Raw genomic sequence first — 21394 nt, 5'->3', positions numbered from 1 at the left:
CCAGGGCTGGCTACGACCCGGCCATGGCCACCGTCACCGCCTCCTCGGGGTCGCTGACGTGATCGATGCCCGGTACCTCGTCGCCGTTCGCGTCGATGACCCGCCAGCCGCCGAGGGAGACCACCCGCACGCCGGCGCGGCGTTTGGCGAGTGCGACCTCGCTGAGCGTTCCCCAGGATCCTCCGACGACGATCACGGCGTCGGCGCTCCACACGATGGCCGCGTTACGCGCCTCCCCCATGTTCGTCACGATCACCGCGGACAGGTCGGGCGAGGCGCCGTCGCGACTGTCGTTCGGCCGAACCCCGATCACGAGGCCGCCCCTGGCGCGTACGCCGGCGACAACGGCCCCCATCACCCCGGCGCCGCCACCACAGATGACGGTGGCACCTCGTTCCGCGAGGAGTTCACCGATGCGGTAGGCGTGCCGTGCCTCCTCGTCGCTGCAGGAGTGGGGACCACAGACCGCGACCCGGTCGGTCGCCGGCGTCCCGGGGCACCCGGCAGGTCAGGAGCCCGTCCCGGCGGCCCGGATCAGGGTGCCGTTGAGGTAGAGCCCCTCCTGGCAGGTCCGCGGCGCGGGAGCGCCGGCCGGGGTGCCCGGCTGCCGGCAGGAGACGGTGAGGGTCACCCGGGCTCCGGCCGGCACCCGGATCGGGGTGACCGAGTGGTAGTCCTGGTTACGGAAGTTCTCCAGACCGTAGGTGACCACCCGGACGTCGTTCGCCGTGACGGTCAGCGTTCCGGTGTCCCCCTGTGGGTTGTCGACCAGGAAGTCGGTGATCAGGAGCACCCGGCCGCGCGGCACGGTGTAGCTGCGGGACGCCGTACCCCCGGGGTTGGTCCGCACCACCAGCGCCGTGGCGAACTGTCCGCCCCGGTCGGTGCCGTCACCGCCACCCCCGACCGCCTCCGGCGACGGCGACGGTACGGCGGGGGCCGCCGCGCGTTCCTGCTCGATGGCGTCCCGCACCGCCTCGCCGGCCGCCTCGCTCGCCGCCTCCTCCGCCTCGGTCGCGACCTGCGCCACCTTCTCGTCGACAGCCTCTCGGGCCGCCGACCGTACCGCCGGACGCAGCAGGCCGAGCCAGAGGGCGAGCAGCAGGAGGATCAGGGCCAGCAGCAGCGCCACCAGCTTGAGCAGCCAGGCGGAAAGCACCGGCTGCTGCACCAGCGTCCCGTCCAGGGTGACGGCCCGACCCCCCGTGTCGGCCACCACGGCCCGGAACGGGAGGTGTCGCGGGGTGCCGCGCCAGAGCAGCCGCCGGGCCCGTACGCCGAGCACGGCCGCGTACTGCTCGCCCGCCGCCAGGGTCGTCGTCCTGGGCCGGGGTGCGAAGCGCAGCTGCTCGGTGCCGTCGACCGCGGTCAGGGTCAGCGTCTCCTCGACGTTGCCGGCGTTGACCCCGGCGAGACGGTAGCGGGCGCCGAGGCGGGCCCGGCGCACCTGCGGCCGCAGTTCCGCCGTCACCTCCGAGAACGGCGCGATGGTCAGCGTGCCCTCCTCGACCGTCGCGGCCTGCGGCGCCTCCGACGGGACGACCCGGACGCCGTACGGCAGCTCCCCGGCGCGGACCTCCGAGGACCGAGGCGGCCGGATGGTGAGCGTGACGGTCTGGCTGGCGCCGGGATAGAGGGAGACCCTCGGCGGGTCGAACGTCGCCCAGGTGGCGGGCACACCGACAATCTCGAGGTCGTACGCCTCGACGACGTCGCCCTGGTTCCGGACGGTCACGGGTATCTCGACGCTCTCCCCCGGCACCACCACCGCGGCGTCCAGGCCCAACGAGATGCTCATGCCGGCGACGGTAGGTGCGGCGGGGCCGGCCGGGACCGGCCGCCGGGGTACGGGTGCGGGCAGAATGCCTGCCCGTTAGGTCCACGTTAGGTGCACGCGAAGTCCCGTCCGGCACCCTCTGCCGTACCGCCGTACCGGCGCGGACCGACCGTCGGCGACGCTCCACCGCCACGACGTGGGCAGCAGCCCCGGCCGGATGGCCGGACGGGCGCGGACCGGCACCGGCGCGGCGGCACCGTCCGAGCCGGACGCCCGGGACCGGGCGTCGTTCTGTGGGGAGGCTGGAGATGCGCCGTGTCACGGTGAGCGTCCACGCGGAGGACCCGATCTCACGACTGGGGGTGGAGAGCCAGCTCCGCTCCCGGCCGGACCTGTGGGTGGTCGAGCCGGGCCAGGAGACTCCCGGCACGGTCGCGCTGGTGGTCGTCGACACCCTCGACGAGGCGGCGACCCGGCTGCTGCGCCGACTGCACCGGGCCGGCTCGGCCAAGCTGGTGCTCGTGCCGGCCAGGATCGACGACGCCGGGCTGGCGCTCGCCGTGGAGCACGGCGTGGTGGGGGTGGTCCGCCGCGCCGAGGCGAGCGCGGAACGGCTCAGCCACATCGTGCTGGCGGTCGCCCGCGGTGAGGGCGCGCTCCCCGCCGACCTGCTGGGCCGGCTCATGGCCCAGATGGGCCGGCTCCAGCGGCAAGTCCTCGAACCGCGCGGCCTCACCCTGCTCGGGTTGAGCACCCGGGAGGTGGACGTCCTGCGGCTGGTCGCGGACGGGTTCGACACCCGGGAGATCGCCAGCAAGCTCTCCTACTCCGAGCGGACGGTCAAGAACATCCTGCACGACGTGACCAGCCGGCTCCAGCTGCGCAACCGGGCGCACGCCGTGGCCTACGCGCTCCGCAACGGACTGATCTGACGACCGGGACGGCGGGTCGGGACGGCGGTCCGGGCGGAGGCGCTTCGCCGCGGCGGGCTGCCTGAACGGGCCGACACCACTGCCCCCGGCGATGCCCCTCGGGCCGGGCCGGCCGGCCCGGGTTCGCCGGAGGATTGACGCCTGGTCCGCTCGCCACCTCCGTCGACCGCACGCCCGCCGAGGTTGCCTTGCGACGCATGATCGGATTCCCCGCCGTCCTGGCCGTGCTCGTCGCCGGTGCGCTGCCGCCCACCGCCGGCGTCGCCGGCCGGGCCGCGCCCGCGCCCGGGCCGACGGTGATGCCCCGACCGGCCCCGACGAGAGCGCCGGCCCCGAACCCCGACGTGACCCAGCGGATCGTGTACGCCGGCACCGGGCACCGCAGCCTCGGACGGATCCAGGGTGCGGGGGCGGCGGCGACCGCGGCGCCGTTCTTCGACGCCGGACCCGACCACTTCGACGACGAGGTCTCGGCCCGCGGCTCCGCGGTGACCTGGGTGAGCCGACGCGACGAGCGCAGCACCGAGGTGTACCTGCGCCGCGGCACGGGCCCGGTGCTCCGGGTCACCCGCAACTCGACCGACGAGTCCCGGCCGGTGCTCTCCCCGGACGGCACCCGGATCGCGTACAGCTCGACGGCCGGCCGGGACGACGGCGGGCACGACATCTACGTGGTCGACGTCGACGGCGGCGGCACCCGGCGAGTCACCGACGGGACCGGCGACAACACCTGGCCGACCTGGTCGCCGGACGGCACCACACTGGCCTTCTCCGGCCGGCGCGGCGGCGACAGCGTTCCCCAGATCTATCGACTGCCCGCCGGTGGCGGCCCGGCCACCCGGGTCACCGCCGAACCCACCGGGGCCGGCGAGCCCGCCTGGGACCCGAACCCGGCGCACCAGCGCATCGCCTACACGGTCGGGCCGGCCGGTCCGCAGCCCGAGGTGTGGCTGATCGCCCCGGACGGTACCGGCCCGGTCCGGATGCTGCCCCCCGGTTGGCAGGCCCGGCAGCCGGCCTGGACGGCCGACGGCGCGACGGTGGCGTTCGTCAGCCGTACCCTGCCGGACGGCAGCACGACCGGAGACGTCGACCGGGTCTACTCGGTGCTGGTCCGGGACGATCCCTGCGACTGCGTGGTGGTGCCGCGGCTCGCCGAGGACCGCGACGTCAGCCATCCCACCTGGTACGCCGATCCCGGCACCAGCACCGAGTCCCTGCTGGTGGCCCGGAGCAGCGCCCCGGACCGGACCACCGCCACGCTGCAGGACATCCGGCCGGACGGGGTGGATCCCCGCCACCTGGGGCTGCCGATCCTGCGCGAGGACCCCGGGGCGATCACCGACTCGCGGCTGCTCTGGGAGCCGGTTGACGGCGACCCGTGGTTCGAGCGTCAGGCGTACTCGCCCGACGGACGGCGGATCGCGGTCAGCCGGTTCGAGACCGTCGATGGCGTCCGGACCGAACGGATCTGGATCGTGGACGCCGACGGCGGCCAGCCCCGGCTGCTGCCGATCCCCGGGCGGGGACGCGGCGACCGGGAGTTCGACCCGGCCTGGTCGCCGGACGGCACCCGACTCGCCCTGGTCCGCAACTCGCCCGGAGACGGGCCCGGGGCACCACGTACGCCGTCCCGGATCGAGGTGGTCGACGTCAACACCGGGCAGCGCCTGCTGGACCTGCCGGTCCCGGACGACCTGGCCGGGCTCGACGACACCCAGCCCGCGTGGTCACCGGACGGCACCCGACTCGCCTTCACCCGAGGCACCTACCGGGGTACCGTGGCGACCCACATCTGGATCGCCAACGCCAGCGACGGCCTCGACCAGATCGACCTCACCGAAATGATCTGCGGCGCCGCATGCCCGGTCGTCGACGACAGCGCCGCGTTCTCACCGGACGGCGCCCGGCTGATCGTCAACCGGGAAGCCGACGGCCTGGTCCTGGTCGACCTGGAGAGCGGCACATGCCGACTGCTGCTGCCCGCCAGCGGCGGATCCTGCGCCGGACCGGTGCCGGACTCTCCCGACGGTCCGCACCAGCCACGCGACGTGGCATGGTCGCCCGACGGCGGACGGATCGCCTTCTCCGCCCGTCGCGCCGAGGACAACAACTCACCCGAGGCACTGTGGAGCCTCGACCTCGCCGACGGCCGCATCCGGCCGCTCACCGCCCACCTGCCGGGACGGCAGAAGGAACCGAGCTGGCAGCGGCACACCGACATCGCCACCGCCGTCTCGGCGCCCGCGCCCGCCACCACGGTGGGCGGTCGGACCTCGCTGCGGCTCGCCGTCACCGACCAGGGCCCGACCGCCGCCGACGACGTCCAGGGCCGTCTCGACGTCCCGCCCGGGCTGTCGGTGACCGGCCTCGACACACCGGTCGGCGGGTGCGACCTCACCACCCTGCGCTGCGCGCTGGGCCGCCTCGAGGTGGGACGGACCGTCGAGATCCAGGTCGACCTGGTCGGCACCGCCCCGGGCACCGTCAGCCTGACCTGGTCGGTCGACACCAGCCCGACCGACGCCGACCCGTCCGACAACCGGGCGGTGGCCACGGTCCAGGTCACCCCCGCACCGCCGGGCAGCCCGGCCGATCCGGCGTTGACCGTCTCGGTCGACCCGCAACCCGGGTACGTCGGCGGCACCGTCACCGTCACGTACACGGTCCGCAACGCCGGCGGGACGACCGCGACCGGTCTGCGGCTCCGACCCGCCCTGCCCGGCGGCGTACCCGTCGGCGGAGCCGTCGCCACCTGTCCGGCCGACGGCTGCCCGGTACCGGACCTCGCCCCGGGCGCCGCCACCACCGTCACCGGCACGCTCTCCCCCGGTGCGGCACTCCGCACCACCGTCCGGGGCACCGTCAGCACCACCGGTGGCAACTCCGACCCGCGCAACGACACCGCGAGCGCGCCGCTGCGGGTGGTCGTCCCACGGATCGTGGCGGTGCCGCCGATCGGGCCACCCGGGTTCGTCACCTCGATCCGAGGAGTGGACTTCCCACCCGGCCAGCCGGTGCGGCTCTCCTGGGACGTCGGGATCACCGCCGCCGCCCCGCCGGTACGGCCGGCGGCCGACGGCACCTTCACCGCGCAGCTGCTGGTGCTGCCCAAGGACCGGCTCGGTGCCCGGCAGGCGGTGGCCACCGGCACCGGCTTCCGTCCGGCGACCACACCGTTCCTGGTGGTGTTGCCGGCCCAGCAACCACCCGGCCTGCTGCACCGGGGCTGGTGACGGCGATGGGGGCGCGGGCGTGATACACGAGGTCGACGAGGGACTGCGCGGTCTGGTGCTGGACGAGGCGCTGGCCGGCACCGGAGTGGACGTGTCGTTCGAGGCGCCCACCCGGGACTGGGCCGCCCGACGCAACGCGCCGACGGTGAACCTGTTCCTCTACGACATCCGGGAGGACCGGTCGCGGCACTTCCAGGGCCGGATCGCCGAACGCGACGCCGACGGCCAGATCGTCGCCTGGCACGACGCGCCGCACTTCTTCGCGCTGTCCTACCTGGTCACCGCCTGGACCAACCGCGCCACGGACGAACACCGACTGCTCGCCGCGCTGCTGGCCGGCCTGGTCCGGTACGACGAACTGCCGGCCGAGCGGTTGACCGGCTCGCTCGCCGCGCTGCGCCTGGCGGTGCCGATGACCGTCGCCGCACCGCCCGGCGAGGGACGGGCGCTGGCCGACGTGTGGACCGCGCTCGGCGGGGATCTCAAACCCTCACTGGACCTGGTGGTGGTCGCGCCGGTGTCACCCCGCCGCACGCTGGCCCCGCCGCCGGTGCGGGAGCGGGCGGTCCGGGTCAGCGACACCGCCGGAGTCCTCGCGGACCATCTCACCCGCACCGCCGCGACCCGTCGCCAGGAGAGCGGCGGGGCGGGGAGGGATCGGCCCGGTTCGGGGCCGGGCCACCGGCGGCGCGGCCACCGGGACGAGCACCGATGAGCGACGCGGACGGCACGGCCTACCTGTGGCACCGGCTCGGGCTGGTGGCGGCCCGGGTGCGGCGGCTGCTCACCGAACGCCGCCGCGACGACCCCGCGCCCGATGACCCGTTCCGCGGTCTGTACCTCTCCACCGACGACGTCGAGCGTCTGCTGGCCCGGCCGGCCGAGCCGCTTGCCGCGGACCCGGCCGACCTGCGGGTACGGGCGGAGGTGGAGCACCGGGCCGCCCGAACCGGGGCCACTCCCCGGCTCCATCGGCTGGCCCGCGACTTCGGGCTGACCGAGCTGGACGTGGAGGTGTTGCTCGTCGCGCTGCTGCCCGACGTCGACCCCCGGTACGAGCGGCTCTACGGCTACCTCAACGACGACGTCAGCCGGCGCCGGGCGACCGTGGGGCTGGCGCTGGAGCTGTGCGGGATATCGCCGGGCGACGCCGCCGGCCGGTCCCGGTTCGCCGCATCCGCGCCGCTGGTCGACGGCGGGCTGCTGCGGGTCGAGCAGCCGGACCAGCCGTACCTGTCCCGCCCGCTGCGGGTCCCCGACCGGGTGACCGCACACCTGCTCGGCGACGACACGGTCGACGCCCGGCTGGCCGAGGTGGCCTGGCCCCTGCCGGATGTCCCGGCCCCCGCGGACGACCCCTCTGACGACGGGCCGGAGACGGCCGCCACGGCGCGGCGGCTCGGCGCGGCGCTGCGCGCCGGGGTCCGGCTGGGCTACCTACGGGAGCGCCCCGGTGCCGCCGCCGACGACCTGGCGGTCGCGGCGCTGGTCCGGGCCGGCCGGCCGGTGCTCCGGCTCGACCTGGACGCGCTCGCCGCCGACCCGGACCCCGCCGACGCGCTCGCCGCCACCGTCCGGGAGGCCCGGCTGCGCGGTGCCGGGCTGGTCGCCGGCCCGGTCCAGGCACTCGACCCGGCCGGAAAGCCCGAGCACGCGCGGCTGCTGCGCCGGATCGCCCACCGACCGGTGCCGGTGCTGCTCACCGGGGCGGTCGAGTGGGACCCGCAGTGGACGAGCCGACCCCCGCTGCTGGTCACCGCCCCGCCACTGGACGAGCAGGACCGGGCTCGGCTGTGGCGAACCGCCGGCGGGGGGTGGGACGCGGGCCGGCCGGCCGGCTGGACCGACGGTGTGGACCCGGTGCGGGAGCTGGCGCCGTACCAGCTCGGGCCGGACCAGCTGCGACGGGCCGCGCAGGCCGCCGACCAGCTGGCGCTCTTCGCCGGCGCCGACCGGGTCGGCGCCGACCACCTGCGCGCCGGGGTACGCGGACAGAACGCCGGCGGTCTGGCCCGGCTCGCCCGCCGGATCGAACCCGCCGTCGGCTGGGACGACCTGGTGCTCCCCGATCCGGTTCTGGAGCAGCTTCGGGAGCTGGCGCTGCGGGTGCGGTACCGGGACCGGGTGCTGGGCCGGTGGCGGATGCGTCCCGGCGGCGGCCGGGGCCGGGGAGTGCTGGCGCTGTTCGCCGGAGACTCCGGCACCGGCAAGACCATGTCCGCGGAGGTGGTCGCCGCCGACCTCGGCCTGGACCTGTACGTCGTGGACCTCTCCACGGTGGTGGACAAGTACGTCGGCCAGACGGAGAAGAACCTGGAGCGGATATTCACCGAGGCCGCCGGGGTCAACGGTCTGCTGCTGTTCGACGAGGCGGACGCGATCTTCGGCAAGCGGTCCGAGGTCCGGGACGCCCACGACCGCTACGCCAACCTGGAGAGCGCCTACCTGCTGCAACGGATGGAGTCCTTCGACGGCGTCGCGGTGCTGACCACGAACCTGCGGGCCAACCTGGACGAGGCCTTCACCCGGCGACTCGACCTGATCATCGACTTCGCGATGCCGGACGTGGCGCAGCGGCGGGCGCTCTGGGACCGCTGTCTCGGCACCGAACTGCCCCGCGACGACGACCTGGACCTCGACTTCTGCGCCCGAAACTTCGAACTCTCCGGCGGCAGCATCCGCGCCTGCGTGGTCACCGCGGCGTACCTGGCGGCCGAGGCGGGTCGCCCGGTGCGGATGGCCGACCTCGTCGGCGCGGTGCAACGGGAGTACCGCAAGCTCGGCCGGCTACTGCTGGAGAGCGAGTTCGGCGAGCACCAACCGGGCGGTGAGCCCGCGCGGGTTCGGTGACCAGGAAGGACAGCCATGCGCGCGCACGACGAACCACAGCGCACCACCACGCCGCCCCACCGAAACCCACCACACCACCGCCCCACCCCACCCGCCGGCCCGGCGGCCGCCATCATCGCCCTGCACCGTCAGGCCGGCAACACCGCCGTCACCCGGGCCATCCAGCGACTACAACCCCACACCGACCCGGACCGCGCCACCGACCACCCACGCCCCGTACGGCACACCACCGTCCACGACGTCCTCCGCACCCCCGGCACCCCGATATCCGAGCCCCTCCGGCACGACATGGAGGCCCGGCTCGGCGCCGACTTCTCCGACGTCCGGCTACACACCGGCGCCCTCGCGGAACGCTCGGCCCGGGAACTGGGCGCCCGGGCGTACACCTCGGGCAACCACATCGTCCTCGGCCCCGGCGGCACCGACCGACACACCCTGGCCCACGAACTCACCCACGTCATCCAACAACGCACCGGCCCCGTCACGGGAACCGACAACGGCCACGGACTGCGGGTCTCGGATCCCGGCGACCCGCACGAACACGCAGCCGAAACGAACGCACGACGCGTACTGGCGGCTTCGCTGCCGGCCGGCCCGGAAGGCGACGCGGACGTGGTCGGATCCGCCGGAACAGCCGAGGCCGGTACCGGGCTGGTCGTTCAGCGTGCCGAAGGCGCCTTCCAGACGAACGAAGTCCCACTCGATGACACAACACCCGAGAAGATCAGGACGATTCTCGAGCAGATCACCAACAACATGCTCTTCTACAACGTCACGTTCGGTTCTCGCGAGAACCCCACCGACTGGATGGCAAACTCCGACGACGAGACCTGGCCAGGCACGTACCGCATATATGTCGGGGACATTCTGAACAATCTGCGTGAGCTTGACCGTCTGACGTTGGCCAGCCTCGGCCGCGTGTCGCTGGACGACGACGACCGCATGGCGTCGGACACCGACGACGACCGCATGATGGTGGACCCCGACGACGGCGTGACGTCGGACAACGACGACCGCATGATGGTGGACGACGACCGAGAACTCGGGGAGTGGCGCGCGGAGAACGAGGAGTGGATAGATCAGGTACGCGACACCGTCTACAAAGAACTCCTGTTCTACGCCGAGAGGGCGAGAGACTTCGGCTACTTTCTCATGCGCACCTACGGCGATCTCTGGAGCCGTCATGACATGAGCGCCACCGAGAGAATGTCGGACCTCGACTACTTCAGGGAAATGTCCGCCGCCAACCTGGCAAGCCTGGAAGACGATCCATCGGTGCGGGGGACACCGGCCCTCCACTCGCCCAGGAACGCCCCGCAGGGTGGGCGGGCCACCGACGACAGGGTGGATCCGTGGGTCGACCTGCGGCACAGACTCGAGTCCGCCCTACGGCGATGCGTGCTGCGTCACTACACGAGGGCCAAAACCCTCCGGGCGCTCCTCGGTGACCAGAACACCGGCACCTTGAAGTCCAAGGCGGTGCTGGACCGCGAAGACGCCGACGTGGATCACAACAGCACGCAGTTCGACGTGGAAGAACTGGCCAACCATGGCTTCGTCTTCTTCTACATCGAGCAGGAGGGACAGCCCTTCCGCCCCACCAGGTTCGGCGACGCCCGGATCACCCTGCCGATCGGCCTGCTCGAGTCGGGCAACGGATGGGCGATGCTGAACGACTTCAGCGATCGGGAGTTTCCCACTCTTCGCGCCGACGAGAACGGAGAGATGATCTCCTACACTCGGGGCGCCGACACGGACATGATCATCCAGCTGAGGGACGAGCACATACGCGCGAGGTTCCCCGCGGTCATGAGTGAGACCCACGCCGTGCCGGAGAAGTCTCCCGAGGGACGGCTGAAGCGTTCGGTCTACAATCTGCCGGCCCACGTCGAGGCTCTGGCCCAAGCCGCCCGCGCCTTCCACCAGGACGCCGGCCACGACAGCGATCGGGACCTGGACGAAACCCTGCTAAAGCTCCGGGAAACGGTGGTGCGCCTGGCGGAGGAGTTGTCGGAACGAAAACGGGCCTCTGCCGATGCTTCTCGTTACACGCGCCGTGTACGCATATTTCGAGAACGCGGCCGGATGGAATCCGATCGGGTGGACTACCACGCCGACGACCAGCGCCGAACGACCTTCCCGGAGCCGCTCCGGTCGAATATCCTCGTTGGTGGCGACGTGATTCCCGGGCTGGCACAACGCTGCGTCGTCGAGATCGCCCGCATCCAGCGCCACCAGCCCGACGTCGCCCAGCGTCTGATGACCAAACCCGACGACGAGCTGGTCAGGATCCTGCTCAAGGACTTCCTCCGCCCACAAGCCATGCTGCAGAAGCAGGTGACGTTCACCCTGGACCAGGTTGAGTTCCCGTGAGGGGACGGCATCAGGGGCATCTCACCCCCGGCGCTGCGGCCCGGCACCGGCCGGTACGCCGATCGCCGCACCGCGCAACGGGCACCGCGGGCGGTGAGGGCCCGGCCCAGGCCTCGACCACCGTCAGGAAGGACAGCCATGCGCGCGCACGACGAACCACAGCGCACCACCACGCCGCCCCACCGAAACCCACCACACCACCGCCCCACCCCACCCGCCGGCCCGGCGGCCGCCATCATCGCCCTGCACCGTCAGGCCGGCAACACCGCCGTCACCCGGGCCATCCAGCGACTACAACCCCACACCGACCCGGACCGCGCCACCGACCACCCACGCCCCGTACGGCACACCACCGTCCACGACGTCCTCCGCACCCCCGGCACCCCGATATCCGAGCCCCTCCGGCACGACATGGAGGCCCGGCTCGGCGCCGACTTCTCCGACGTCCGGCTACACACCGGCGCCCTCGCGGAACGCTCGGCCCGGGAACTGGGCGCCCGGGCGTACACCTCGGGCAACCACATCGTCCTCGGCCCCGGCGGCACCGACCGACACACCCTGGCCCACGAACTCACCCACGTCATCCAACAACGCACCGGCCCCGTCACGGGAACCGACAACGGCCACGGACTGCGGGTCTCGGATCCTGGCGACGCGTACGAGCGGGCCGCGGAGGCGAACGCCGCCCGGGCGCTGGCGGCGCCGCGTCCGGAGGCCGGCCCCGTGGCGGCCGGCGGTGAAACCGGGGTGCAGCGGGCGGCGGAGGCCGAGGGCACGGTGCCTCGCGGATCCCCCGTACCGATCCAGCGATGGGTCTGGGTCGGGAACCGGCGCATCCGGTCGGACGACCCCATCGTCGCCAACAACGACAACATGAAAAGGCTGGTCGAAGACCAGTTGGTGCACGACTACCTCAGCGAGAACGAGTTCGCCGACCATGCGGCCGGAAACACCGACCACATCGGCAACCTGAGCGGATTCAGCCAGGGCACCTGGGTGCGCTTCGAGCCCAGCGGCACCAACGTCATCGGCGAAACCCACACCGAGGTAACCCTGAGGGACGTTCTGACTGCCGTCCGTTCGAGTAGTTTCCGGTACGAAGCGTTCTCGGTCGACGAACTGCCGCCGAACTCGAAGATGAGTGAGGCGTACGAGGCGAGTACCCAGGAGCTCTTCAACCAGATGCCCACCGGCGGGGTCACCGACAAGCGAGAATTCGCCGCCGACTCGCTGTTCCCCAAGACGGGGGAAACGCTCGCCGTGCTCAAGAAACTCCTCGCCGACGGACAGCTCGACGCCCTTGGGGACGGCCGGTACTTCGGGAAGACAGCCTCGCGCTACCTCAAGATCGCCTGGGGGTACGGCAAGGATGTCGAGGCGGAGGCATCGACGTTCGACCGGTTTCAGCGCGTGGCCAAGGCGAAGGAGACGGCCCTGGCAGAGTCGGTCACCAAGACCAAGTCGCGCCTCGACGGATTCATCACCTCGCTCGCGTACGACAGCTATCTGGGCGACGCCATCAACGCCCTCGGCGACCCCGACTCCGCCGCCCGCCGGGATATCCTCGCCGACCTCCAGCAGTTCTGTCAGGCGTTCATCGACGCGGCGCTCGCCCGGCCCCGCACCGATCTGCCCGTGGCGGGGCGGATGAAGGTCGAGGCGATGGCCAGGAAACCCGGAAGCGATCCGGAAAAGGTCTTCCTGAAGTGGCGTGACCTGCACTTCGCCGAGGCCGTGGCGAAGGCGGTAAGGGATGGCGTCCGCTATGTCGGGATGGGCCAGGATCATCTCACCGAGCTCGAGACCAAGCGGCGGCTTCCCGCCGGCAGTCGGGCGTACTACCTCGGCAGCACCGGCGGGGCCGCGGGCCGCGAGGTCGGCAGAGACATCATCGAATTCGAGAGAAACACGCGACGGCGCCTCGACGAGGTGGAGAAGGAAAGAGAGCGCACCACCCGGGCGACCGCCCCGCCGCCCGGTCCGGGCGGCTCGCCGTCCGGTTCGTTCGACCTGGATCTCGGTCCACTGTAGCGGTGCCCGCACCGCGCCCACCGCCGGGTCCGGTCCCGGTAGGCAGGAGCGACCCGCCGCCCCGGTGCTGTCCGTGACATGGCAGCGACCGGGGCGGCCCCGCGTACGGGGTGCGACGCGGGGCCGGCCGGCCACGGGGCGGTCAGGCCAGCCGCAGCGTCCGCTTGAGGAAGATGACGGCCTGGGTGATGGCGGCCTCCGCCGCCTCGGTGCCGCGCAGCGCGTCCAGCATCACGAAGTCGTGGATGATCCCCTGGTACCGGGTCGCCGAGACCGGCACCCCGGCCGCCCGCAGCCGGCGGGCGTACGCCTCACCCTCGTCGCGCAGCACGTCGGCCTCGGCGGTGATCACCAACGCCGGTGGCAGCCCGGCCAGCTGTCCGAGATCCGCCCGCAGCGGTGAGGCGGTCACCTCGGCCCGGGCCGCCTCGTCGGGTGCGTACTGGTCCCAGTACCAGCGCATCGTGTCCCGGCGCAGGTGGAAGCCCTCGGCGAAGGTCCGATACGACACGGTGTCGAACCGGGCGTCGGTGACCGGGTAGAACAGCACCTGCCCGGCCAGTCCCGGGCCGGCGTGCCGCTTCGCCAGCAGGGTCACCGCCGCGGCCAGGTTGGCACCCGCCGAGTCGCCGACCACCGCGACCCGCGCACCGTCCAGGTCGGCACACCCGTTTCCGGCCAGCCAGCGCAGCACCGCGTAACACTCGCGCACCGCCTGCGGGTAGCACGCCTCCGGCGCGAGGCTGTAGTGCGGGAAGACCACGGCCGCGCCGGTGCCGACGGCCAACTCCCGGATCAGCCGGTCATGGGTGTGGCAGTTCCCGAAGACCCAGCCGCCACCGTGCAGGTAGAGGACCACCGGCAACCGACCGATGGCGCCCGCCGGCCGGACGATCCGGACCGGCACCGCGGCATTGCGGCCGGTGCGCACCGGCTGGTCCTCCACATCCACGTCGGGTTTGGCGACGGGGCCGGACTGAAGTTCGGTGAGGGCGCGTCGACCTCGTTCCGGCCCGAGCTGGTGCAGATACGGAGGGTTCGCGGTCGTCTCGGCAAACCGCCGGGCGGCGGGTTCCAGCATGATCGCGGCGGGGCCGCTCGTCGCGCTCACCGCCGCGACCGGTGGGCGGCCGGCGCCGTCGCCGCGCCGGCGGATCTGACGACCGGATCCTGCTGCCTGGGCCTGGTCGTGGGCATGGGCATGGGAGCACTCCGGGAGTCCGGGCCGCGAGCGCGGCGTGAACGGTCGAGGGGTTTCCTCGGGTACGCGGAGTCTTCCGGCATCCGCGCGGGCAGACATCCGCCATTTGACGGTGCCGCGCGGACCTGCCCCTTCGGGTAGCGGCCACTTCCCCGGCGCCGGCCCGTCGGGTCGTGGTTCCCGGTCCCGCGCCGACCCAGACTGACCCCACAGATCGCCGTCGTGCCCGAGGAGTCTGTCATGCCGTCGTACCTGTCACCCGGGGTGTACGTGGAGGAGGTTCCGAGCGGCTCCCGCCCGATCGAGGGAGTGGGCACCGCCGTCGCCGCCTTCGTGGGCTTCGCCGCCAAGGGGCCGTTCAACACCGCGACCCTGGTGACCAACTGGAGCCAGTTCGTGCAGACGTTCGGGGAGATGGTCGAGGACGCCTACCTGGCCCACGCGGTGTACGGCTACTTCGCCAACGGCGGTGGTGCCTGTTACGTGGTCCGGGTCGGCGCGCCGGACGCGTCCGCCACGGCAGGCGCGGCGGACCGGGCGGTCACCGGGCCGCCGGTCCCGCTCGGCACCTTCACCGTCGCGGCGCTGGCCGGCGCCGACGACGCCGGTGAGATCACCGTGGAGGTGGCCGACGTCGAGGGTGAGTCCGTACCGGAGGACCGGTTCAGGCTGGTGGTCCGGCAGGACGGCACGCCACGGGAGACGTTCGACGTCTCCGCGAAGCGCAACACCAGGGCGTACGTGGTCAACCAGGTACGGGAGCGGTCGAAGCTCATCGTGGTCGAGGAGGCGGCGCCGGCGAGCGCGCTGGCCCGGCCCGCGAAGCAGTCGGTGACCGTACCGTCGGCCCCGGCCGACCGCGGCCTGCCCGCCCGGGTCTCCGCCGAGGACTACGTCGGCGACGCGGATGCCCGTACCGGCTTCGGCGGTCTGGAGGCGATCGACGAGATCACCATGGTCGCGGTGCCCGACCTGATGAGCGCGTACCAGCAGGGACGGCTCGGCCTCGACGACGTCAAGGCGGTCCAGTCGGCGGTCATCTCGCACTGCGAACAGATGGGCGACCGGATGGCGATCCTCGATCCGCCGCCGGAGCTGACCGCCCGGCAGGTGCTGACCTGGCGCCAGGACGAGGCGGGCTACGACTCCCGGTTCGCCGCCCTCTACTACCCCTGGATCAAGGTGTTCGACCCGGCGAGCGGGCAGCACCGGTTCATGCCGCCGAGCGGGCACGTCGCCGGGCTGTGGGCGCGCACCGACGCGGAACGCGGGGTCCACAAGGCACCCGCCAACGACGTGCTCCGGGGCGTGATCGAGGTGCAGAACACGGTGACGAGGGCGGAGCAGGACCTGCTCAACCCGGCGGGGGTGAACTGCATCCGCAGCTTCCCGGGCCGGGGAATCCGGGTGTGGGGCGCCCGGACGCTCTCCTCGGATCCCGCCTGGCGATACATCAACGTCCGCCGGCTGTTCAACTACGTCGAGGAGTCGATCCTGCTCGGCACCCAGTGGGCGGTCTTCGAGCCGAACGACGAGCGGCTGTGGGGCACGATCCGGCGCAACATCGCCGCGTTCCTCACCGAGGAGTGGCGCCGGGGAGCGCTGTTCGGCAGCACGGCCGCCGAGGCCTTCTACGTCAAGTGCGACCGGGAGACCAACCCGCCGGAGTCCGTCGACCGCGGCCGGGTGGTCTGCGAGGTCGGCATCTCCCCGGTGAAGCCGGCCGAGTTCGTCGTCTTCCGGTTGGCCCAGTACTCCGACAGCACCAGCCTCGTCTCGGAATGACCCGGGGCGGATTCGCAGTAGACGTCGACGTGGCGAAAGGACGGTAACCAGCCATGGCGGAGACGGGCGACACCTTCGTCACCCACCGGTTCCAGGTGGAGCTGGGCAAGGCCCGGGTCGAGTCGGTCCAGGAGGTCAGCGGCCTCACCGTGGAGCTCGACGCGATCGAGGTCACCCAGGTCACCCCGACCGGCGAGTACCTCATCCGCAAGCTGCCCGGGGCGCGCAAGGGCGGCGAGGTGACCATCACCCGCGGCCTGGACAAGAGCAGCGCGTTCACCGACTGGATCAAGGAAACCTACGAGAACGGCGCGATCAACACGGCCCGACAGAACATCAGCATCATCGTCGTGGACGCGGAGAACACCGAGCAGCGCCGGTGGGACCTGACCAACGCCTGGGTGAGCCGGTGGGAGGGCCCCAACCTGAGGGCCGGCGACACGTCCCCGGCCACCGAGAAGATCACCATCGTCTTCGAGGAGATTCGCAGTTCCTGACCGCCCGCGGCGACCGCCCCGGGGCCGCTTCGTGACTTCGTGAAGGGAGGAAGCGGCGTCCGCTCCCGGCCCTGGGCGGCCGGGACGCCACGCCGCGAGGTCGATGAGGCGACGTACCGTTTCGCACACCGCCCTGGACGAGCCGCCGGGCGGCCCGGACCCGGCGCCGGGGGCGGAGTTGGTCGGCCGGCCCGCGCCGCCCGGACCGCCGAAACTGCAGACCGAGTTCTCCTTCGAACTGCCCAGGGGGTACGTCGACGAGACGGGCACCCTCCACCGGGACGGCAGCATGCGGCTGGCAACCGCCCGTGACGAACTCGCCCCGCTGGTCGACCTGAGGGTCAAGGACAACCCCGCCTACCTGTCGGTCGTGCTGCTCAGCATGGTCATCACCCGGCTCGGCACGATCACCGACGTCCGCACCGAGCACGTGGAGCGGCTGTTCGCCTCCGATCTCGCCTTCCTGCAGGACTTCTACCGGCGGATCAACGCGGAGGGGCACACCCGCGCGGCCGTCACCTGCCCGCACTGCGCGTCGGACTTCGAGGTGGATCTCGCCGGTGGTCGCCCGGGGGAATCGTGACGTACGCGGCCGACCAGCTCTACGAGGAGGTCGCGTACGTCGCCTACCACTTCCACTGGTCTCGCGACGAGATTCTCGACCTGCGGCACGACGAACGGCGGCGCTACGTCGCGGAGATCGCCGCCATCAACACCCGCGTCAACGAAGGCCGGTGATCGCCGATGGGCGTACGCGACCTGCTCCGGCGGCGGCGTCGACCAGCCGGGCCCGCCGGACCGTCGGCCGGTGCGACGGCGGGCTCGCCCCCCGAGCCACACCGGGAGCGTACGGATCCGGGCTGGCGGAGCCTGCCGCCGATGGCCGGGCTGGTCGCCACGGCGCCGGTGCCGCTCACCGACCCGATGGGGTTCCGGCGGCAGCTCGCCACCTGGCACAGTCCCGCCCTCCAGAAACCGCTGGGGCATCTGGTCACCCGCGAGGCACCCGGCGGGCTGGCGTACGACCTGCTCCGTCCGGTTTCCCCGCGGGTGGCCGCCGCGGCCCGACGCGACCTGCCGGTACGTCGCCCGACCGGCGCCGGGTCGGCGGATGCGGACCCGCCCCCGGCGATCTCCGCGGTGCCCGGTACGCCGTCCACCCCCGACGGTGACCCGGCGGCCGACACCGGGCCTACGCGGCCGAGCGGCCCGTCCACCACGCCGCAGGCCGGGACGGCGCCCCACCCGGTGCGTCCCGCCCCCGCCCGTCGGTCTGGTACGCCGTTGACGATCGCCCGGGTCGCCGTGCCGGCGCGCCCGCTTCCCGCTCGGCTGCCCGCCGACGTCTCCCGGTCGCCGCGCACCGCCGTTCGGGCCGGCCCGGCCCGCGTCGACGCCTCCCCCGGTACCGCCCCGGGCAGGGGCCGCGCCACCACCCCAACCCCGTCCCCCGCGGTGGCGCCGCCGGGCGAACCGGCCGCGACCACCCCGCCTCCGACCGTCGTCGCGCCGGTCGCTCCCCCCGGCGGCGAGCCGACGGTCCGGGGCCGGCTGCCCGGCGCATCCGCCAACCCGGCGCCGGCGTCGCGGACCCACCGAACCGGCGTCACCCCGCCTCGACTCGGCCTCGGCGAGCCCATCGTCCTGCCGGCCCCCGCCCCCGACGCCCCGGCGGCGCCCGGACCCCGGCCCGCCCCGATCCGGCCGATGCCCGGTCCCGGCCGTACGGGGCCGGGTGCCGGACCATCCGGCGGCGCCGTGCCACCGGTGCAGCGATCCGTCGCGGCCCCGCACCGGCGCTCGTCGGCCGCCGGCGCTCCTGGTACGCCACGCCCCGGCGGCACCCCGCCGGCTGGCCCCCGCGCGCCCGCCACCCCGGCCGGGGACCGAGGCGGTCCGGTCGTCCCCGCCGACGGCCCGGCCGCGCGGCCCGGGCCCCGCCCCGGCGGCCCGATCCGCCGCGCCACCCCGGCCGACGCCGGTCCGACCGACACCGAGGCACGCCTACCCGGCCCGACCTCGCTCCCCCGCCGCCCGGTGAGCCCGGACGCCCCGCCGGGGTCCCGGCACGCACCGCCGGGTTCCCGGCCGGATTCCCCGCCCGGACCACGGGTCGGTCTCGGTGCCCCGCTCGCCCCACAGAACCTGCCCCGGATCCTGGCCCGACCGGTCACCGCCCCCGCCCCGCCCGACCGGCCGCGTCGGTCCGCCGGCCCACCGGCCGGTTCCCGTACCGCGTCCGAACCGCCCACGCCGCCGACGGTGGCGACGCCGCCGGGCCGGTCGGGCGGCACGGTCTCCGCGTCGTCCGAGGCCACGGCGCCGGCCACCGGCGCCGAGACACGCCCCGGCGGACCACACCCCGCGGCGCCGGCCGGGCGACCGTACCCCGCGCCGCATGGCGGAACGCCGGTCCTCCGTCCACAGTCCCCACCGCCGGCCACCGCGGCGACACCGCCGGTCACCGCCCCGCCGGCCGCCGCTCCCGCGCCGTCCCGCGGTGCCGGGCCGGCCACCACACCGCCGGGCGCGACGTCCCGACCCCGGACGTCCGGCCGGACGAAGGCGGACGGCCGGCAACCCGCCGGGAACCTCGTCCCACTGCTCGGCGGACGGCCCACGCTGCCGATCCTGCGGCGAACCGTCGACCTCGGACCACCGCCCCGACGCCACGCCCCCACCACGCCGCCCGCCAGTCGCCGTGCCCCGGCCCGGCCGGCGGCGCCCATCCGCTGGATCCAGCCGACGGAGCACGCGGCACCGGCCGGCACCGCCACGACGCCGAGCCGCAGCCCCGCACCAACCCAGGAGATACCCACCATGGCAGGAGCCACCGCAGCGGTGTCCGTCGCCCGACCGCGCGGCGCCCCCGCGACCGTCCACCCGCCCCGCCACCCGCGGCCCCACCCCCGGCTGGCGCCCGGACCGACCCGGCCGGCGCCGGCTGACTCCCTGCCGGTGACGGCACCCCTGCCGCCCGCACCGGCGCCGCGACCGGCGGCAGCGGTGCCGGCGGCCGGACGGGGCTCGCCCCGCACCGTCACCATCGGATCCACACCGCCGGCGGGCGGTCGGGGCGCCGCACCCGCGACCAGCACCAGCACCAGCCTGCCGGTCCAGCGACGCGCGCGCGGCGTCGCCGTCGACGGCCCGGCGGCGCCGACGGCACCGCGGTCCGGGCCGGCCACCCGGGTACAGCGGTCGACGGTGGCCGGCACCCCGGTCGCCACCCGGGGGTCGGCCGCGACAACCGACCGGGCCGGGTCCAGCCCGGCCCACGGCCACCGCGCACCGGACACCGAGTACCGGTCGGGACGCGCGGACCGGGACAGCGCCGAACGGTTCCACCGCCTCGACCCCCGGGCTCTCGACGAGCTCGCGCACCGGCTGGCCGAACCGATCTTCCGGCTGCTCCGCGCCGAGCTGCGGGCGGGACGCGAGCGTATCGGCCGGTGGCCGGAGGTGCGGCGATGACCGACCTCGACCCGGGCACCAGCGTCCACTTCCGGCTGAGCATCGACGGAATCGACCTCGGCCACTGGAGCTCCTGCGACGGGCTCGGCTGCGAGGTCGAGGTGGAACAGCACCAGGAGGGCGGAAACAACGGCTTCGTCTGGCAACTCCCGTCCCGGGTGCGCTACACCAACGTCACCCTCACCCGGCCGCTGACCCCGGACACGGCCAAGGTGGCCCGGCTGCTCGCCGCCCTCCCGAACGGCATCACCCGCGGCACCGCGCAGATCGAGGCGCTGCGGCCCAACCGGGCCCCCCTGGTGCAGTGGGGCCTGGCCGACGTCGTCCTCGTCCGCTGGACCGGCCCGTCCTTCGGGCCCGACCTGTCCCAGGCGGCGACCGAAAGCATCGAACTGGCGTACAACGGATTCCTGGAGGTGGGCTAGGTGTCCCGGCCACGACACCGGCCCGGCGGGTCGGTGACGTCATGACCAGGCCGACCGGCAAGGTCTCGGCGTTCATCCAGCGCTACCACCCGCCGCTGGGCGGCGGCAACCGTCCCGGTGGTCCGCTGGGTGGGCCGATTCCCTTCATGTTCAACCCGAACCAGCTGACCCTGACCAAGTCCGCCTCCTGGATCCCGCACGTGGTCCGCGGCGCCGAACAGGTCGGGGTCCCCGAGTTCAGCGGATCCGAGCCGCGCAGCCTCGCCCTGACGGTGTTCCTCGACGTGACCGACACCCACACCCGCACGGTGCAGCAGCGGGTGGAGAGCCTGCTCGCCTGCTGCACGCCCACCGCGGCCAGCATCGCGGCCAAGGCACCCTCGCCGCCGTGGGTGAAGTTCACCTGGGGCCAGTTCCAGACCGTCTCGTTCTACTCGTACGTCAGTCAGGTCACCGCGACGTACACCCTGTTCAACAGCTCCGGGACCCCGCTGCGGGCGACCTGCGACCTGAACCTGACCGAGATCAGCGGCAGTAAGCCCGGCCAGAACCCGACCTCCGGCGGCCGCTCCGCCCGACGGGTACACCGGGTGGTGGCCGGCGACTCGCTGCCGCTGCTGGCCCACCGCGAGTACGGCGACCCGACGGTGTGGCGGGTGATCGCCGAGGCGAACGACCTCGACGACCCGACCCGGCTCCGCCCCGGCACCGAACTGCTCCTGCCCGCCGCCGACGAGGTCGCGGCCCACGCGCCCCACCGTCCCCACCCGCCGGCCGCGACGGCCGCCCACGGCCGCGAACGGAGGTAGCTCG

Annotated in this window: 15 protein-coding genes and 1 pseudogene; 13 read left to right on the top strand and 3 right to left on the bottom strand. The window is 73.7% G+C overall.

All coding sequences use genetic code 11. The annotated features are described in order from the left end of the window. Nucleotides 1–10: 10 nt before the first annotated feature. A pseudogene (locus EF879_RS21040) lies at nucleotides 11–460 on the bottom strand (LOG family protein); the annotation flags it as partial. A gap of 48 nt (nucleotides 461–508) precedes the next feature. Next, nucleotides 509–1798, bottom strand: coding sequence for a hydrolytic protein (locus EF879_RS21035; protein ID WP_123561205.1), 1290 nt, complete (start codon nucleotides 1796–1798; stop codon nucleotides 509–511). A 287-nt stretch (nucleotides 1799–2085) separates the two neighbouring features. On the opposite strand from EF879_RS21035, the gene EF879_RS21030 reads away from it, so the two are divergent. The 6 genes from EF879_RS21030 (at nucleotide 2086) to EF879_RS21005 (ending at nucleotide 13199) form a co-directional block, all read left to right on the top strand. Next, entirely contained in the window at nucleotides 2086–2709 is a 624-nt protein-coding gene (locus EF879_RS21030) for a response regulator transcription factor (protein WP_123561203.1), read from the top strand. A gap of 197 nt (nucleotides 2710–2906) precedes the next feature. Further along, nucleotides 2907–5945, top strand: a complete 3039-nt coding sequence (locus tag EF879_RS21025) for a DUF11 domain-containing protein (RefSeq protein ID WP_123561201.1) — start codon at nucleotides 2907–2909, stop codon at nucleotides 5943–5945. 19 nt (nucleotides 5946–5964) lie between these two features. Further along, complete coding sequence (locus EF879_RS21020) at nucleotides 5965–6660, top strand: DUF4255 domain-containing protein (RefSeq protein WP_123561199.1); 696 nt, start codon at nucleotides 5965–5967, stop codon at nucleotides 6658–6660. Further along, on the top strand, nucleotides 6657–8795 hold the full coding sequence (locus tag EF879_RS21015) for an ATP-binding protein (RefSeq protein ID WP_123561197.1): 2139 nt from the start codon (nucleotides 6657–6659) through the stop codon (nucleotides 8793–8795). The genes EF879_RS21020 and EF879_RS21015 overlap by 4 nt, the downstream gene beginning before the upstream one ends. A 15-nt stretch (nucleotides 8796–8810) precedes the next feature. Next, the gene (locus EF879_RS21010; RefSeq protein WP_123561195.1) at nucleotides 8811–11168 is read left to right on the top strand and encodes a DUF4157 domain-containing protein; all 2358 of its coding nucleotides are present in this window, start codon (nucleotides 8811–8813) and stop codon (nucleotides 11166–11168) included. A 138-nt stretch (nucleotides 11169–11306) separates the two neighbouring features. Continuing rightward, the gene (locus tag EF879_RS21005; RefSeq protein ID WP_123561193.1) at nucleotides 11307–13199 is read left to right on the top strand and encodes a DUF4157 domain-containing protein; all 1893 of its coding nucleotides are present in this window, start codon (nucleotides 11307–11309) and stop codon (nucleotides 13197–13199) included. A 142-nt stretch (nucleotides 13200–13341) separates the two neighbouring features. Here the strand turns inward: EF879_RS21005 and EF879_RS21000 are convergent, their stop codons facing one another. After that, a complete protein-coding gene (locus tag EF879_RS21000) occupies nucleotides 13342–14310 on the bottom strand; it encodes an alpha/beta hydrolase (RefSeq protein WP_233604633.1) in 969 nt (322 codons plus the stop codon). Between the two features lie 330 nt (nucleotides 14311–14640). Between EF879_RS21000 and EF879_RS20995 the strand changes: the two genes are divergently transcribed. From EF879_RS20995 to EF879_RS20965, 7 genes are all read left to right on the top strand, one after another. Beyond that, nucleotides 14641–16185 carry a phage tail sheath subtilisin-like domain-containing protein gene (locus EF879_RS20995; protein ID WP_123561191.1) on the top strand — a complete coding sequence of 515 codons (1545 nt, stop codon included), beginning with the start codon at nucleotides 14641–14643 and terminating at the stop codon, nucleotides 16183–16185. 53 nt (nucleotides 16186–16238) lie between these two features. Further along, complete coding sequence (locus EF879_RS20990) at nucleotides 16239–16682, top strand: phage tail protein (RefSeq protein ID WP_123561189.1); 444 nt, start codon at nucleotides 16239–16241, stop codon at nucleotides 16680–16682. Nucleotides 16683–16785: 103 nt separating this feature from the next. Continuing rightward, entirely contained in the window at nucleotides 16786–17265 is a 480-nt protein-coding gene (locus EF879_RS20985) for a hypothetical protein (protein ID WP_123561187.1), read from the top strand. Further along, nucleotides 17262–17420: a DUF6760 family protein gene (locus EF879_RS27750; protein ID WP_199736541.1), complete on the top strand. Its 159-nt coding sequence runs from the start codon at nucleotides 17262–17264 to the stop codon at nucleotides 17418–17420. The genes EF879_RS20985 and EF879_RS27750 overlap by 4 nt, the downstream gene beginning before the upstream one ends. Before the next feature lie 2220 nt (nucleotides 17421–19640). Next, nucleotides 19641–20156 (top strand): hypothetical protein, encoded by a 516-nt coding sequence (locus EF879_RS27030; protein ID WP_148086506.1) that lies wholly within the window; start codon nucleotides 19641–19643, stop codon nucleotides 20154–20156. Next, on the top strand, nucleotides 20153–20581 hold the full coding sequence (locus EF879_RS20970; RefSeq protein WP_123561326.1) for a phage tail protein: 429 nt from the start codon (nucleotides 20153–20155) through the stop codon (nucleotides 20579–20581). Before EF879_RS27030 ends, EF879_RS20970 begins: the two co-directional genes overlap by 4 nt. A gap of 41 nt (nucleotides 20582–20622) precedes the next feature. Further along, a complete protein-coding gene (locus EF879_RS20965) occupies nucleotides 20623–21390 on the top strand; it encodes a LysM peptidoglycan-binding domain-containing protein (protein ID WP_158624224.1) in 768 nt (255 codons plus the stop codon). Nucleotides 21391–21394: the final 4 nt, after the last annotated feature.

The sequence above is a fragment of the Micromonospora sp. HM5-17 genome, from assembly GCF_003762835.1.
GTDB lineage: Bacteria > Actinomycetota > Actinomycetes > Mycobacteriales > Micromonosporaceae > Plantactinospora.
Note: the sequence above shows the minus strand (reverse complement) of the source record. Positions and strands in the feature narration are given on the sequence as shown.

Excerpts from the sequence above, each read along its gene's own strand:
- EF879_RS21035 (WP_123561205.1), bottom strand. The coding sequence starts at position 1,798 with ATGAGCATCTCGTTGGGCCTGGACGCCGCGGTGGTGGTGCCGGGGGAG.
- EF879_RS21030 (WP_123561203.1), top strand. The coding sequence starts at position 2,086 with ATGCGCCGTGTCACGGTGAGCGTCCACGCGGAGGACCCGATCTCACGA.
- EF879_RS21025 (WP_123561201.1), top strand. The coding sequence starts at position 2,907 with ATGATCGGATTCCCCGCCGTCCTGGCCGTGCTCGTCGCCGGTGCGCTG.
- EF879_RS21015 (WP_123561197.1), top strand. The coding sequence starts at position 6,657 with ATGAGCGACGCGGACGGCACGGCCTACCTGTGGCACCGGCTCGGGCTG.
- EF879_RS21010 (WP_123561195.1), top strand. The coding sequence starts at position 8,811 with ATGCGCGCGCACGACGAACCACAGCGCACCACCACGCCGCCCCACCGA.
- EF879_RS21005 (WP_123561193.1), top strand. The coding sequence starts at position 11,307 with ATGCGCGCGCACGACGAACCACAGCGCACCACCACGCCGCCCCACCGA.
- EF879_RS20995 (WP_123561191.1), top strand. The coding sequence starts at position 14,641 with ATGCCGTCGTACCTGTCACCCGGGGTGTACGTGGAGGAGGTTCCGAGC.
- EF879_RS20990 (WP_123561189.1), top strand. The coding sequence starts at position 16,239 with ATGGCGGAGACGGGCGACACCTTCGTCACCCACCGGTTCCAGGTGGAG.
- EF879_RS20985 (WP_123561187.1), top strand. The coding sequence starts at position 16,786 with ATGAGGCGACGTACCGTTTCGCACACCGCCCTGGACGAGCCGCCGGGC.
- EF879_RS20970 (WP_123561326.1), top strand. The coding sequence starts at position 20,153 with ATGACCGACCTCGACCCGGGCACCAGCGTCCACTTCCGGCTGAGCATC.
- EF879_RS20965 (WP_158624224.1), top strand. The coding sequence starts at position 20,623 with ATGACCAGGCCGACCGGCAAGGTCTCGGCGTTCATCCAGCGCTACCAC.